This is a genomic window from Vibrio tritonius, assembly GCF_001547935.1.
GTDB classification, from domain to species: domain Bacteria; phylum Pseudomonadota; class Gammaproteobacteria; order Enterobacterales; family Vibrionaceae; genus Vibrio; species Vibrio tritonius.
This window is the reverse complement of the sequence record NZ_AP014636.1, coordinates 1656653-1672308: the sequence shown is the minus strand read 5'-3', so window position 1 is coordinate 1672308 and position 15656 is coordinate 1656653. Positions and strand designations below refer to the sequence as shown.

At 44.9% G+C, this 15656-nt stretch carries 8 protein-coding genes and 1 pseudogene; all 9 read left to right on the top strand.

Going from position 1 to position 15656, the window contains the following annotated elements; genetic code table 11:
* Window positions 1–20 precede the first annotated feature (20 nt).
* Window positions 21–206 (top strand): annotated as a pseudogene (locus JCM16456_RS24535) (helix-turn-helix domain-containing protein); the annotation flags it as partial.
* Window positions 203–859, top strand: coding sequence for a type VI secretion system-associated protein VasI (gene vasI / locus JCM16456_RS22735; RefSeq protein WP_068718785.1), 657 nt, complete (start codon window positions 203–205; stop codon window positions 857–859). The pseudogene JCM16456_RS24535 and the gene vasI, both read left to right, overlap by 4 nt.
* An 8-nt stretch (window positions 860–867) precedes the next feature.
* The gene (gene tssA, locus JCM16456_RS22730; RefSeq protein ID WP_068718783.1) at window positions 868–2274 is read left to right on the top strand and encodes a type VI secretion system protein TssA; all 1407 of its coding nucleotides are present in this window, start codon (window positions 868–870) and stop codon (window positions 2272–2274) included.
* Between the two features lie 16 nt (window positions 2275–2290).
* A complete protein-coding gene (tssM, locus tag JCM16456_RS22725; RefSeq protein ID WP_068718781.1) occupies window positions 2291–5833 on the top strand; it encodes a type VI secretion system membrane subunit TssM in 3543 nt (1180 codons plus the stop codon).
* A 63-nt stretch (window positions 5834–5896) separates the two neighbouring features.
* Window positions 5897–7171, top strand: coding sequence for a type VI secretion system ImpA family N-terminal domain-containing protein (locus tag JCM16456_RS22720; protein WP_068718779.1), 1275 nt, complete (start codon window positions 5897–5899; stop codon window positions 7169–7171).
* 349 nt (window positions 7172–7520) lie between these two features.
* Window positions 7521–9575, top strand: a complete 2055-nt coding sequence (locus JCM16456_RS22715) for a type VI secretion system Vgr family protein (protein WP_068718777.1) — start codon at window positions 7521–7523, stop codon at window positions 9573–9575.
* Window positions 9563–10288: a DUF4123 domain-containing protein gene (locus JCM16456_RS22710; RefSeq protein WP_068718775.1), complete on the top strand. Its 726-nt coding sequence runs from the start codon at window positions 9563–9565 to the stop codon at window positions 10286–10288. Before JCM16456_RS22715 ends, JCM16456_RS22710 begins: the two co-directional genes overlap by 13 nt.
* Complete coding sequence (locus JCM16456_RS22705; protein ID WP_068718773.1) at window positions 10288–15024, top strand: RHS repeat-associated core domain-containing protein; 4737 nt, start codon at window positions 10288–10290, stop codon at window positions 15022–15024. The genes JCM16456_RS22710 and JCM16456_RS22705 overlap by 1 nt, the downstream gene beginning before the upstream one ends.
* A gap of 15 nt (window positions 15025–15039) precedes the next feature.
* A complete protein-coding gene (locus tag JCM16456_RS22700; protein WP_068718771.1) occupies window positions 15040–15303 on the top strand; it encodes a DUF6966 domain-containing protein in 264 nt (87 codons plus the stop codon).
* The last annotated feature ends 353 nt before the right edge of the window (window positions 15304–15656 follow it).

Below are 15656 nucleotides of genomic sequence, written 5' to 3'. Positions count from 1 at the left end.
CTCAAGCGCCAGTCAATGAGTCATCAGAGCCAAATTATAATGTCATCAGCGACTTGAAACAGGCTCTGAATGAATTCGAAGCCAAAATCATTAGTGAACGTCTTAAACGCTTCTCTGGCGATCGGGCAAAAGCAGCTGAAAGCTTAGGCATTCCTAAGCGCACGCTGGCGTACAAATGCCTTAAATTGGAGATCAAAGCACAATGAATAAACTGCGTGTTTGTGCATGGTTAGGCCTGCTATCAACCTTAGCGGCTGTCCCTTCTGTTACTCAAGCTGCCGATCAACGCTTAGCTCAAGCTGAGCAATGTCGTTTGGTATCAGGACGTTTAGAACGTTTAGACTGTTTTGACCGCGTATTCAAAACCCCATTACCTGAAAAACAATTGACAGGTCAAGCATACCCCGAAGCATGGCAGCGTGCGATGGATGCTGCCCATCAAGATGGTGACAAGTCACGAACGTTAGTGACGCAAGGCGATGGAAAAGGAAGCAGTGCATGGTTGGCTTTAACAGCGATGAATACGCATACCCAATTCCAAGGCAATGCCAAACCTATTTTGCTGATGAGCTGCATGAATAACTTAAGCCGTGTTGAGCTGGCTCTGCCGGATCCTGTACAAGATGGTCGTATTCGTATTGCTGTGGCTGGTGGTCAGCAGCAGTATTGGCGCAGTGATGATTTAGGCGTTTTGATGTCTTCTGCTCGTGGTCTGCCTGCAATTGATATGATGAAAGCCATGACGGCTGGAAATCGTCTTGTGTTGCGTTCAAACGCAACCTTTGCTGATGGTCTAGAGTTTGATACCCGCAATGTGGCAAGCGAACTTTCTGCATTACGTCAACGCTGTGGCTGGTAGGTGAGAAGATGGAATTAGCGCAATATCGTCAATGTGTCGCTCAACCGATCGCAGGTGATAACCCAGTTGGTGAACGGTTGATCGACGATCCACTGTTTGATTTTGTTGAAGATCAGATGATGAAAGTGGGCTCACTTTCTCACGGTAGTGTGCAGTGGGAAGAAGTTGAACACAGCACTGTTAAGCTTTTGGCTGAAAAGAGTAAAGACATCAAACTGTTGGTCTACTTACTTCAGTGCCTTCACAACGATCCCACGCCAACACGTTTCATTACCTCTTTAGATGTGATGACCGATTTCATGGTGCATTTTTGGGAAGAGAGTTATCCCGCACCGGGTAAGCGTGGCAATCTGCCACGACGTAAATTCTTTAGTCAAATTGCCCAGCGTTTCTCGTTGGTTGTAGAAAAACTTGAGTATCACCGTTTCGATGGCACTGCACGCGAGACACTGATGCAGTCGCTGCAAGCTTGGGAGCAAGTGATTGACTCTCATGGCCTTAAATCGGATGTCATTGAGTCGGTAGAAAGCAAGATTCAAAGCGAATTACGCCGTGCTGAAGAAAGACAAAAAGTCGAGCAACAAAAGCCTACAACGACTCCAGAAAGTGAAGTGCGTTCAACCACTGCACCAACTTCATTGTCAGTTGACCATTCCAGTGATAAAGCTGCTAAGCAAACGTTACTGAAAGTGGCTGATTTTCTTGCAGAACAAGAGTTCGGTATCGCTTTGTCTGTTCGTCTTCGTCGTTATGCCGTGTGGGGCAGTATTACGTCTCTTCCTGATCACAAACCGGATGGCGAAACACTTCTTCGCGGGATGCAACAAGACCGAGTGAAAGATTATCAAGACCAAATGCGTCATCCAGATTTGGCTTTGTGGCGCAAGGTTGAGCAGAGTCTAACGATGGCACCCTATTGGTTTGATGGGCATTTAATGAGTTACACCATTGCCGATAGTCTTGGCAAACATGATTGGTGCCAAGCGATTATTGAAGAAACTCAGCAGTTTTTAGCACGTTTACCATCCTTGTTTGACCTCAAATTTAAAGGGGGTGAACCCTTTGTATCCGATGCCGTAAAGGAGTGGCTAGCTTCTAAAAGCGGCGCGAATGCGGGTGGTTCATCAGCAGGTGGTGATTGGCAGGAAAAGCGTCAAGAAGCGTTTTCAATGGCAAAAGAAGGTGGCATTGCTGTGGCACTTTCGATGCTCAATGAAGGATTGGTTAATGCGACCGAGCCACGCGATAAATTCTATTGGCGAATGCTTTCAGCAGACGTGATGCAGGCTAATCATCTTGATGGGATGGCTAAAGAGCAGTACCAAACATTACATAAACAAGTGACCACCATGAGCGTAACCGAATGGGAACCGTCACTCATTGAACAACTAGAAAGAAATACAACGTCAGAGTAAACGAAGGACACAATCCATGTGGAAATTTATTGTCGGAATAGTGAAAAAGCTTAAGCCAGGAATGGTCTCAGCACTTCCCATTTTACTATTCACCACATTCATTTTATTGAATGTGGCAATTTGGTGGGCAGGGCCTTGGCTCAAAATCTATGGCATGAAACCGCTCGAATCGATTATGGCTAGATCGATCGCGAGTGCACTCTTTACCTTAGGTTGTTTTGGTTTATGGGGTTTATGGCAAGCTCGTAAACTACGCTCTTTCCAAGTGCAGCAACAGCGTGAAGAGCAACTTCGAGAAGACCCAATCAAGGTATACGAAGAGCGTCAAGAAGCGGAACTCAACCAAGTGATGGTTGATATGAAGCAGAACTTGAACAAGCGTAATTACTTGTACGCTCTGCCGTGGTATTTGGTGATGGGCCTTGAGAATGCCGGTAAAACGAGCCTAATTAACCGCTCTGGACAAAACTTCGTTTTCTCTTCCGTTCGTCGCGCTTCTGGTAAGAAAAGTGATAACCCTTATTCGTTTGACTGGTGGATTGGTGATGATTCCGTCCTGATCGACCCAGATGGTGAGCTGTTAACGCAAGGTAGCCGCGAGATGGATAACGATGGCGAAATGGAGCGTCGTTTATGGCAACATTTTGTCAACTGGCTTGACCGTACTCGTAGTCGTCGTCCTCTTAACGGTATTGTTTTGGCGTTGGATGTGTCTCATCTTGCGACGGCATCAGCAACAGAGCGTAAAGCCTACGCAAGTTTGCTGCGTGCCCGTATTCGTGAAGTGATGGAAACACTTTCGACTCGTTTACCTGTGTACATTGCGTTAACTAAGCTTGATTTGCTTTACGGTTTTGAACCGTTTTTCAAACATTACTCAAAATCAGAGCGTGAAGAAGTATTAGGCTTTACGTTCTCTCTAGAATCTATCGAGCAGTTAGACCACTGGCTTGATGAATTTTCAAAAGATTACGGCAAATTTGTTTCACGTATTAACGACATTCTTCCTGAAGCTGTTGCGGATACAATGCCATTAGATGAGCGTAATGCAATTTACAGCTTTACGCGCCAAATGGCGGGCTTAAAAGACATCTTGTTGCAGTTCTTTGAAGAAGCATTGGCGAGTGACCAGTTCTCAACTTCAGCGTTGGTGCGTGGTGCTTACTTTACGTCAGTGTATCAGCAAGGGGTTCCAACCAATGCATTTGATGATGCGGCATCGCGTCGTTATGGTTTAACCCATGCGGTTAACCGTGCGCAACATGCGAAAAACTCAACAGTTTATTTCACTCAGAAACTGTTCAATAACATCATCTACCCTGAAGCGGGTTTGGCGTCAGATAACTTTCGTGTGACGCGTCAAAAACGTCGTTTGATGGGATTGTCAGTGCTTTCTTGCGCGATTGTCTCTGTGCTTCTTATCGGCTCTTGGCAGCGTAACTACGATGCTAACATCCATCACTCTGACGCGGTATTAGCCAAAGTAAACCAGTATAAACAAGAGTTTCCATCTAATTTCAAAATGGCATCACAGCAAGAGGTGCTGGAGCCTTTGAACAAGATTCGTGAAGCGACGTTAGAGTTCGGTTTCTTCCGCGAAAAACCAGAATACATCTCTGATTTGGGATTATATCAAGGTCACACCATTGGTCCTCGTGTTGAAGAAACGTACCTGAACTTACTTGAAACGCGTTTCTTACCTCTGCTGATGGCTGACGTGATTGTTGATCTGAAACATGCACGTACTGATGAAGAGAAACTGGCCGTTTTACGTGTGTATCGCATGATGACCGATAAAAGTGGTCGTTATAAAGATTACGTCATGGACTACTTTGCTAAGCATTGGCAAAAAGAGTTCTCCGGTGAGCGTGAGATTCAAGATGAACTGCAAGGTCACTTAGATTATGCAATGCGTCATACGGATTTGACTGCAGACCGTAAACACGGCGACAAGATGGCAGAGAAAGTGATGCGTCCTTATGACCAAACGATCGCCAAAGTTCAACAACAGTTAGGGTCAATGCCGAACGAACAACGGGTATATCGTAACCTGAAATTGAGTGCTCAAACCGTATTAGGTCCTGCCATTAACCTGCGTAGTTTAATCGGTCCGGTGTTTGATGTGGTCTTCGAAGAACGTGTTATGAACAGTGGCAATTTGTATATTCCTCAAATGCTGACCAAACAAGGCTTTGAAGATTACTTTATGCCGCAATCAGAATCGGTTTCTGAATTGGCTCTAATTGATAGCTGGGTATTAGGTCAAACTAAATCCGCTAACTTTAGCGAAGCCGATAAGCAAGCGTTACGTGACCGTATTCGTCAGCTGTACATCGGTGACTACACCAACACTTGGCGTAATGCGCTAAATGAAATTGATGTGAAGTACTTTAGTGATATCAATGATGCGGTCACTGTGTTGGAAAACATCACCGGCAACGTAGAGCCGCTACAGCGTTTGCTACGTACTTTGGACAACAACACAGAGATGTTTGGTGAGATCAGTGACGATGACGCCAGCAAAGAACTAGTGAAAAGTTCTAAGTACAAAGTGGCAGCCAATATTGAAGCGCCGTTCTCTGAACTTAACGACATGTTAAAACCAGTGGGTGACAAACCTGCATATTTCCAAGAGGTATTAACGTCGATAGAAGAGCTGAAGAACTATTTGAAAGCGATTCAAGATGCGCCTGATGTCGGAACTGCGGCCTTGGATGCGACCAAAGCTCGTTTGAAACTGGTCAATGCCGACCCTATTTACACTCTCAAACGTATTGCGTCTGGTTTGCCAAAACCTCTCGATACCATGATGACTAAATTGGCGGATGAAAGCTGGTATGTAGTGAAACAAGCGGCAATCAAGCACCTGGAAACACGCTGGCATGATGATGTTTATGCAACGTTCCAAGAGAAATTGGCGAACCGTTATCCGTTTAATCCTGCGTCGAAGAAAGATGTCTCTTTAGATGATTTTGAATCCTTCTTTGCACCAAACGGTACATTGGATAGCTTCTACAAAAACCAACTGAAAATGTTCATCGATGAGAACATCAGTGTCGGTAACGGCGAAGGTGACCACTCAATCGTTCGTAAAGATGTACTTGAAGAGATCAAACAAGCGGAACGTATTCGTCAGGCCTTCTTTAACCGTAAAGGGGTGTTGGATGTGAGCTTCTCGGTTGAACCACTGCGTCTAACAGGCAATAAACGCCGCAGCGTACTTAACGTGGATGGTCAGTACTTAGCGTACAGCCATGGACCTCGTGAAAACGTTGAATTGATTTGGCCAAACACCTTACGTGATTCTGCCGTTTCTAAAGTAACGTTGGTACCAACTAAGAGCAATGTGTCTCCACGTAGTATCGCAATTCAAGGTCCTTGGGCGTTCTTCCGCTTACTGGATGAAGGGGATGTGATTTCTGCAAGCTCAACCACGGTTGACTACAAATTTACCGTTGATGGTGGTGACATGATTTATCGCATTAACTCTGAAGCTGATGCGAACCCATTCACTGAGCGGTTGTTCAAGTCGTTCAACCTATCTCAAACCTTATATTAATTAATCAGGAGCGAGGAGACTCGCTCCTTTTCTTTATTTTTAGCTTTACAGAGCGATATCGATATGTCGAACGTGTTGTTCCTGGATAACGGCTTCTACCGCCTTATCAATGATTCAGAAGTCATTCGGGGTTCGGATAACTATCAAATAATTCGTGACGAGGTCAATCGTCGTTTTAACCCGTTAGCGGGGGGCACCGATTGGGAAAAGGTGTTTACGTGCTGTGAAACGTTAGCAAAAGAGCAAGGATTAGACTTGCTCATGGCGGGGTATTTTGCCGTTGCTAGTTTAAAAGTACATGGCTTAAATGGCTTTGCTAATGGCCTAGAAATTCTTCTCGCCAGTTTATCTGCGCTTGATAAGCCCGATACCAAATCGGCCAAAATGCGCAAAGAGGTGTTTGACTGGGTCAATAGCAAAGTTGTGCCGGAGTTAAAAGCGCTCAAGCCCAATTATGAAGCGCTTCGTGAGTTATATCGTGCGGAAAAATGTTGTGAGCGACTCCATCAGGTATTGGAAGCGCAACAACCAGAGCATTTAGTGGATTTTGAAGGGGTGGGGTTCGCCCTTTTTGAACACATTGATCGAATTGAAACCCAATACCACACCTTACTAAAACGTCAGCAAAAACAGCAAAGTGAAGCTGTACCTTCGGTTTCTGTTCGTCGTTATCGTACTACAGCACTGATGGCCTTATTGGTGGGGGTATTGGTTGCACTGGCTGGAACTTGGGGTTATCAACATTGGTTTGGCAAACACATTTATACCACGCAAGTCGATGAACCTATCATCTCAAACATGTCTCAAGTAGAGACTTTTCAAGCACAAACGTCACAAACGCAGCGACGGAGTTGGCAAGCACCGTTCATTAAGCTTTATCAGGCATCAATCAATAAAAATATGGCGGAGTCTATTGAGCAAAACAAAGTGGCAGCCACGGCGCAAGTGCATGCATTAACTGAGCTTTACCCAGAATCGGAGGCGGTTAAACAAGTCGCTCTTTCTTTTACACAAGCTCAACAAGAAGCGCTAGAGCAGACGGATCGTTTCATTGAACGTTTTCGTGATATTCGGACCAAGATGGCGAACATCTCTTTGCTGGCACAAAAGCAGCATTGGTCTGATTTACAAAAGCAAACCAAGTCGCTAGAGGATTTTGCCGTTAGTCTTTCTCCCATTTATGGGCGCGTCGATTACGTACAAACCTTGATAAAACAGGGTGAGTTAGCGGAAGCGCGTAAGGAATTTTCGGTACTAAAAACGCGGTTGAATAATCTCAGTTGGCAAATGTCGATGATTGAATCGGCTTTGCAACAGAAGGAAAAGCAACCCAAGTAGAAATGGGCAATAAATCGTGGCTTGAAGCAGTTTTTTGCTCAACTTAGGCAGAATGTTGCCTTAATAGATAAAATAAAAATATAACCCACTGATAAATCGTAATTTTAAGTTGGCATCGACTTTGCTGCACAACAGGTTGGATTTATCAGTGGTGAAAATTTGGTGCGCTGCATCTATCGTGCAACTGACAACATAGTCAAACCAAAATGAGAGTAACACACTGAATTTTATACCGACCCGACCAGTGAAAATGCAGTCGGACTTTATGCGGCGATAATAAATAACAACGAAGGCTGCACATTCAACGTCACAATATACCCCTCACGAAAGGGGAGAAGGAATTGGCAGGATGGCTACAACGTTAGGCTTTACCATAGAAGTAGAAGGTTTAGACAGCGAAGCTTTGGTGGTACGAGGCTTCGATGGTCAAGAAGTATTATCAGACGATAAAGTGGGCGATTGCGATTACGGCTTTCGTTACACGATCGATTTAGCCAGTCGTCAGTCGGACATCACGCCTGATCAACTGATCGATAAAACAGCCGAGCTAAAAATCTATCGCGACAATGAACTGGTTAAACGCGTTCACGGCATCGTCCGTCAATTTAGCCAAGGCGACATCGGTCATAATTACACTTACTACTCTTTGACGCTAGTGCCTGCGTTGGCGCGCTTATCATTGCGTCAAAATAGTCGCATTTTTCAATTGCAGACGGTTCCCGAAATCATCTCGGTGCTATTGCAAGAGATGGGCATTAATGATTACGCCTTTTCCATCAAACGCACCTGCGCTCAACGTGAATTCTGCGTTCAATATCGTGAAACCGATTTAGCCTTCTTACAGCGTCTCGCAGCAGAAGAGGGCTTGGTGTATTCTGTCATTCACGAAGAAGGCAAGCATACCGTTCTCTTTACTGATAGTACCGAAAGCTTACCGAAACTTGGTGGTGAAATTGCCTATAACTCCATAGCGGGGGGCGCTGTCGATACACCTTATGTCTCGAACTTGAATCTGAAAACCGAGATGGAAGTGAGCACCACTGCTTTACAAGATTACTCGTTTAAACAGCCGACGTATCTGTTTGCTCAACAAGCAACAGGTACGGATATGGCTTACCAACAAAGCATTTACGAGCACTTTGATGCGCCTGGGCGTTTTAAAGATGACACCTCTGGGGCGGCATTTAACCAAATACGTCTCGATTATTTACGACGCAATGCTAAAACGCTGGTCGGCAAAAGCAATCAACCGAAACTGCAAGCAGGTTACCAGTTTACCTTAGCTGAGCATCTTAACGAGACGCTCAACACAGACTATTTGGTGGTGAGCATTCGCCATCAAGGCACTCAACCGCAGGCGTTAGAAGAAGAAGCTGGTAGTGGTGCCACAACCTATTCAAACCAGTTTAAATTGGTTCCTTCGACCGTGAATTGGCGCGCGACACCGCAGCCAAAACCGCAAGTTGATGGCCCAATGATCGCCAAAGTCGTCGGCCCAGAAGGCGAAGAAATTTTCTGTGATGAACATGGGCGAGTTAAAGTGCATTTCCCTTGGGATCGATATTCCAACGCCAATGAGCAAAGCTCTTGCTGGGTACGTGTTTCTCAAGGTTGGGCTGGCAGCCAATACGGTATGGTGGCTTTGCCACGTATTGGTCACGAAGTGATCGTTTCGTTTCTCAATGGCGACCCAGATCAACCGATTATTACCGGTCGTACCTATCACCAGACCAACACAGTGCCTTATGCCCTGCCGGATAATAAGACCAAAACCATCATCCGTACCCAAACCCACCAAGGGGAAGGGTACAACGAACTGAGTTTTGAAGACCAAGCCGACAGCGAGAAAATCTATCTGCATGCGCAGAAAGACTATCAAGCCTTGGTACTCAACGATCACACCGAAGTGATTCATCACGATAAGCATCTTACCGTCGATAACGACACCTTTACGAAAGTGGGTAAAGACGAACACACCACAATAAAAGGCGAAAGTCGCCTGAATGTCACGAAAGACATCAGTGAAGAAGTGGGTGCGTTAGACCAGTATAAAGTCGGCTCGTTAACGGCAGTGCAAACGGGCAAAACCATTTCACTCAAAGCGGGTGCCAAAATTGTGGTAGAAGCGGGGGCGGAAATTACCCTCACCAACGGCAGCAACTTTGTCAAAGTTGATGGTAGCGGTGTTTCGATCTCCGGTTCTGTGATCAATTTGAATGCTGGCGGCAGCGCGGGTAGCGCGGTGGCGTACAGCGGTAAAGCAGCAACCTTACCGGGTGCAGCAGAAGCAGCGCCAGTTAACCCTAATCCAATACTGACTCCAGCGCAGGTCGCGACGATGAAATCGGCTGCGCCATTCTGTGAAGAGTGCGAAAAATGTAAGGATGGGTCATGCGCAGCGTAATAGAACAACATGCCGATTTGCATTGGTTTGTGGTACTGAATGCGACCTGCGATGACAACATCATGCAGGCGTTTTACGAGCAGCAAGGCTCGGATGCGCAAGGTTTGTGGCTTGGTACACCATATGAAGACTGGCGTGAAGTGATGCCGCGTATTGCTGCCATCACCACCGACCATCCTTTTGTGGAATGGGCACTAAGCGACGACGCTCCTCAAGATTGGGGCATGCTGGTAGCCTCACCTTTCGCATTCAATGATGTTCGCGATCACCTGCAAAGCCTCACCCAAGTGTGGATGCCAAACGTGCAACATGTCTTCTTTCGTTTTTACGATCCTCGCTTTGGCATCAAAGTCGCCACTCTATGTGATGACACCGAACGCAAAAAGCTGATGGGACCCTCCGCCATTTGGCTCGCGAAAGAGACTTATGTAGAAAACAGCGATCCTGCCGTGCTCAATAAAAAAGAGTTTCCATGGTGGAACGTGCCGGAGAGTGTGGTTAAAGGTTTATCTGAAGATCCATCGGTACTGATCACTAACTTACTTAATGGTTTAAGCGACTACAGTCAGGCTTTGTATGAAGCTTATCCAGAACCGGTATTACATAAAAAAGCGCAAAGGTTCGTTGCTCATTACAGCGGTCCTGAAGGGCAATATTTAGCAACGTTTATTGAATTAATTAAAAAAGAACAACACTGGCTAGGGAATTTCTAATGAGTGAACAACAAGAATTTTATTCTTATATAGATAAACAAATTGATGGAATTCCCGATCTGCTTCCTAAATACCGTGAGCTGACCAAAAAATGGTATGCAAAAATGGCAGACCAAGCTACGGAAACGATGGATTTACCGTCTCTTTTTTCAATGGATAAGCAGTTGCGCGTAGGCAAGGAGAAAACAACCGTTGGTAAAGATGATGATAACGCGTCAACTTCTGTAACGTGTCCATTGAGTGGCGAGCTGACGGTTACCACTGCCTACGAATCTATTTATACTGTGCCGATTGGTTCAGTGCCCGTCACAATTAAAGCCGATGATGGTAGTTTTGAGCTTACCAAAAATTTAGATGAAAAAGGTCAATATACCTTTACTGGCTTAACACCAGGGAAAAAATACAGAGTAGAAATCAACCATCAACCTAGTGCCAGTGAACTTGATGCTTTATTTGGTCATTATGATGCCTTAGGTAACGATTTAACTACATGGCTCAACGGTAAATGGGCTGGTTTTAAGCCTACGTGGGAAAAGGAATTTAGCCGTTCAGGTGTGGATGATGTACTTTCTATTATCGGCAAGTTTGCAGATGGCATTTGGGATGGTTTAGTCGAGTTTTGGAAAGGGATCGGTGATATTTACGATCTAATTAAAGATCCTGAAAAGGCCCTGAAAGGGATGCAGGAAGGCGCAGCTGACATCATCGCTTCGATAAAAAATGCCGCTCAAAGTGCCCCTGCAACGCTTGAAAAGTTGATGTTGTTTGCTTCTGATGAAGCGGCGATGTTTCTGTTTACCAATGCAATCATCACTTATCTTTCCATGGCACCCATGATGCCATTTTTCGAAGAGTTAGCGGAACTCGGCGGTAAAGCCGTCGTTAACTTGTTATTGGGATTATTAGGTGGCGTCATTGTCTCTTTTATAGCAACTCCTGCTTTAGGTGTCGCTTACGCTAGCTTTAAAATCGTTAAAAATATCTCTGTAGCGGCGTGGAATGCGCTTAAGCCTTTCATCAAAATTTTTGATGATTTATTAACATTTGCTAAAAATCTAGTTGAAAAAGCAGGCGCTAAATTTAAGCGACTAGCGATAAATAAAGGTGGGACTCAAGAGTACCATAACGGCAATATTCACATTAAGGCAGATAATAAAATCAATTCCACATTGGATGAGACTAATACTAGTAAAGCTGTCCATGATGAGAGTAGTGCGCCGAAGACGGAAAGTGAGAAACCCACTCAGAAAAAAGAAGAAACTAAATGCGATGACGATCCAATTTCCATGGCAACGGGAGAGGAACTGCTTTCCGTTGTAGATGGGGAGTTGATTGGGCTTTTGCCATTTTCGTGGGAGCGCTTGTACCGCACCAGTGCCGTAGAGCATAACTTAGGTTTAGGTTTTGGCTGGACACACCCCTTAGCGCATTCTCTGCGTGTGGATGGCGATGAATTAGTATGGAAAGACAGTGAAAGTAAGTTAACCCGTTTCCCTAAGCCAACGAAACAGCTACCTGCTGTGACCAATATTGTTGCAGGCTCAGCCATCTTCCTCGACAGCGATGACCACATCGTTGTTATTGCTGATAGTAAACAGTATGTGTTTGAACTTGATGGTGACACCGGGCGATTAATTACTATCCGCGATAAATATAACCATCAACTGCGCATTCGTTACGATAAACACCAGCGTCCAGTGGAAGTTGGTGGTGATACCAATGTTAAGTATGTTCTCACCTATACCGATGCCTCCCTTATTCAACAAGTTGATCTTTATGCTTGTCAGGCCAATACCACTGAGTGGCAATTAGCGCAAACACAAGTTCGTTACTCGTATAACGAACAGCAGCAATTGATTGCTGCGATGAACGCCAATGGTGAAGTAGAAAAATACACTTATGATGAGCTGCATGTTATTCAATCTCGAGAATTAGCGGGTGGCGCAATTTTCTATTGGGATTGGGAAGGCGTGGGTAAAGATGTACGAGCCATTCGCCAGTACAGTAACTTGGCCAACGTTGATACCAAATATGAATGGGATGACGCGTCTAATACCGTTACCTTAACTAGTAGTAATGGCACTCAACAAGTTTATCAGCACGATAACAATGCGCGCTTAGTCAGAGAAGTGGATGCCTCTGGCGGTGAATATCTCAAAGAGTATGACGAAAAAGGTCGACTAACGGCCGAGATTGATGCATTAGGTAATAAAACGGAATTTACCTACAACAAGAAAGGCGAAATGATCGCCAAAACCGATCCGAACGGATTGGTAACTGAATTTAGCTATCACAAAAGTTTGTTGACTGAAGTCATACAGGACAGAGCGAAGTGGCGTTATCGCCATGATGATTTCGGTAATATTACTGAACAAGTTAACCCGCTCGGGCATAGCACGCATTATCGTTACAACGAACACGGTTTAATCGACAAAATCACTTACGCTGATGGCAGCGTTCATAAATTGGTGTGGAACCTGAATGGACACCTCATTGAGGAAGTGACGCCTCAAGGTGAAACCATTCGTTATCGCTACGATGTGATGGGACGTTTGCGCTATCGTCAGGATTCGATGGGCGTAAGTGAAATGCACTACGACCCTGTTGGACGACTGCTTAAACACGTATTGCCGGGTGGCCATGTTCGGACCTATCAATACAATGCATATAGTAAGGTCACTCAGCAGACCGATGAGCAAGGGCGCAAGACTGAGTTTGAATACGCTTGGCCAAACCACCAAGTAACCCGTCGAGTGAATCCGAATGGTTCATCAATTCGCTATGCATACAATAACCGCTTCAATTTCCTGAGTGAGATTGTCAATGAACGTGGCGAACATTACCACATAGAGTACGCGCCGACAGGACACGTAAGTCGAGAAGTCACTTTTGACGGTCGTGAGTTTCGTTATGAATACGATGCGCACACCCAGCTGATCGCCAAAATTGAAGTGGGTAGTGAAGGCACGGAACTCGTCACCCAATATCAATATGATGCGCTCGGCAATGTGGTGCTTAAAACGTTACCCGATGAAAGTGAAGTGCATTACAGCTACGACGACCATGGTCGCTTAACACAAGTAGATGATGGCCAATGGCCTCTTGCTTACCGTTATAACTTACTCGGGCAGTTGGAAGCGGAGCATCAAGGGTGGGCAAGCCAAGGCTATCGCTACAATCCGATGGGGCAATTAAGTGCGATGTTGCTGCCTGATGGTCAGGTGGTGGAGTACCAATTTGCAAAAGGGCAAGTGCAGCAGGTTAACCTCAACGGAGAAAAGCTCACTACGCACCATTACAAAGCCAACGGATTAGAGACCAGTCGCCAACAAGGAAGCTTAAACAGCCAATTCTTGTATGACGATATGGGGCGTTTGCTTGAGCATACATCGCATCAACAAGCACAGTTGAAACTGCGTCGTCGGTACGAATACAGCCAAGCGGGTAACCTTACCAAGATAGAAGATGCTCAACGGGGTCAAACGGAGTATGAATATGATCCGCTTGATCGATTAACGGCGGTTCGTGGGGTGATCAACGAAACGTTTATGCACGATCCGGCTGGTAACTTGCTGTTGGATCGTAAAGCCAACGTTGAAGGCAACAAATTACTGTTCCAAGGTGACAAACATTATCAATATGATGAGTTTGGGAATCTTGTTCGTGAAAGCCGTGGTCATGGTGGTAAGTTAGTAACGGATTATGAGTACGATGCTCAGCATCGACTGATTAAAGTCACAAAACATGATGGCACAGTTGCGACCTATCAATACGATGCATTCGGTCGCCGTATCGAAAAATCGGTCACGGATAAAATCGGTCAGAACAAGACTACTGAGTTTTTATGGCAAGGTAATAAACTGCTTGCTGAATCGTCACAAGAAAGCTATCAAACTTATCTCTACGAATATGGTTCTTTCCGCCCTCTTGCACTGATAACCGGTGAAGGAGCGGAACAGGCTCAAGCTTACTTCTACCACTTAGACCAAGTGGGAACGCCACTTGAGATCACTGACGTAGAAGGTTCGATTGCTTGGGCGGTGGATTACCAAGCCTACGGTAACGTGGCTCGTGAACGCGTGAGAGTAGTAAAAAGCCCACTTCGTTTTCAAGGTCAGTACTTTGATGAAGAAACAGGGTTGCATTACAACCGCCACCGCTATTATAGTCCTGAAACAGGGCGTTTTATCACGGTAGACCCCATTGGTTTGGCGGGTGGTTTAAATAACTATCAGTACGTGAAAAACCCGATGGGGTGGGTGGATCCGCTGGGGCTACAGCAGATTCCGGGGGATTGTCCTCCTTATAGTAATAGTTCCCATAAATTAGGTGAAATAGAAGGTGAATATTCGGCGATAGACCCAGGACCTTTAGACGATGGAATTGCTGGTACATTTTCAGGAGGGAGATACAAAGTAGTTTCACTGAAAGAAGATACAATACTTTATCGTGCTGGTACTGAAAGTAATCCGTATGGACAATTTTTTAGTGTTGAGCCGCCAATTAGCGAGATTCAAACACGAATAGATAAGGCTGTATTACCCGTATGGCCCGGAGGAGCAAAATCCCCAATCGATACTGTATTTGCATTAAAAATACCTGCGGGTACGAAAGTTTATGTGGGGGAAGTAGGCTCACAGAGTAAAGCATTTATTGGTGGAACAGAACAAATTGTTGTTTTGCAGCCGTGGGCTTTAGAAGGCGTTGAAGTTGTGAGTTCAAACGCACTGAAGTAACTTATGGATATTTATATGAAAAATATTAGTTCTATTGTTTCAGACATGATTGAATTGCTAGAAACCTATGGATATTTTGATTGGGCAAAGGCATTGAAATCGAATGTGTCATATATGAGTGATTCACCTTTAGAAGCGAAAAGAAGAATTGTTTCGATGTACGGCGGAATGGGATCATTAAATGATATCGTTTTGCATCAGAATGGTGTTCCGAATTTAAAAGATAATTTACGATTCAGCGAACTTCGCAGTGAACTTTATAATATTTGTATCAAGTAAATAAACAGGAAAGCCCATTAAATAACTAGGACGGGAAAACACCATTAAATATTTTTGAATAATGGGCCAAATCTTGCCTTTTGCCTAACTAGCTGAGATGGACTGCATTTATCTTCCATACAGTAGTAGGTAAGAAAAGATGAGTCGCCCATTAAGGATTGAGTACGCCGGATCTTTGTATCACGTTACATCCAGAGGAAATGCCCGAGCCGCCGATTTATTTGGATGAGGCGGATTTTGGGCTTTTTCTTGAGGTGTTAGCCTCAACCTATGAACGGTTTAATTGGGTGATTCACAGTTTCTGTCTAATGACCAACCATTATCATCTTCTAGTCTAAACACCAGACGGCAAT

Bases quoted from the DNA above. Each gene is read 5' to 3' on its own strand.
- vasI (WP_068718785.1), top strand. From the start codon at position 203: ATGAATAAACTGCGTGTTTGTGCATGGTTAGGCCTGCTATCAACCTTA.
- JCM16456_RS22705 (WP_068718773.1), top strand. From the start codon at position 10,288: ATGAGTGAACAACAAGAATTTTATTCTTATATAGATAAACAAATTGAT.
- JCM16456_RS22720 (WP_068718779.1), top strand. From the start codon at position 5,897: ATGTCGAACGTGTTGTTCCTGGATAACGGCTTCTACCGCCTTATCAAT.
- JCM16456_RS22715 (WP_068718777.1), top strand. From the start codon at position 7,521: ATGGCTACAACGTTAGGCTTTACCATAGAAGTAGAAGGTTTAGACAGC.
- tssA (WP_068718783.1), top strand. From the start codon at position 868: ATGGAATTAGCGCAATATCGTCAATGTGTCGCTCAACCGATCGCAGGT.
- JCM16456_RS22700 (WP_068718771.1), top strand. From the start codon at position 15,040: ATGAAAAATATTAGTTCTATTGTTTCAGACATGATTGAATTGCTAGAA.
- tssM (WP_068718781.1), top strand. From the start codon at position 2,291: ATGTGGAAATTTATTGTCGGAATAGTGAAAAAGCTTAAGCCAGGAATG.
- JCM16456_RS22710 (WP_068718775.1), top strand. From the start codon at position 9,563: ATGCGCAGCGTAATAGAACAACATGCCGATTTGCATTGGTTTGTGGTA.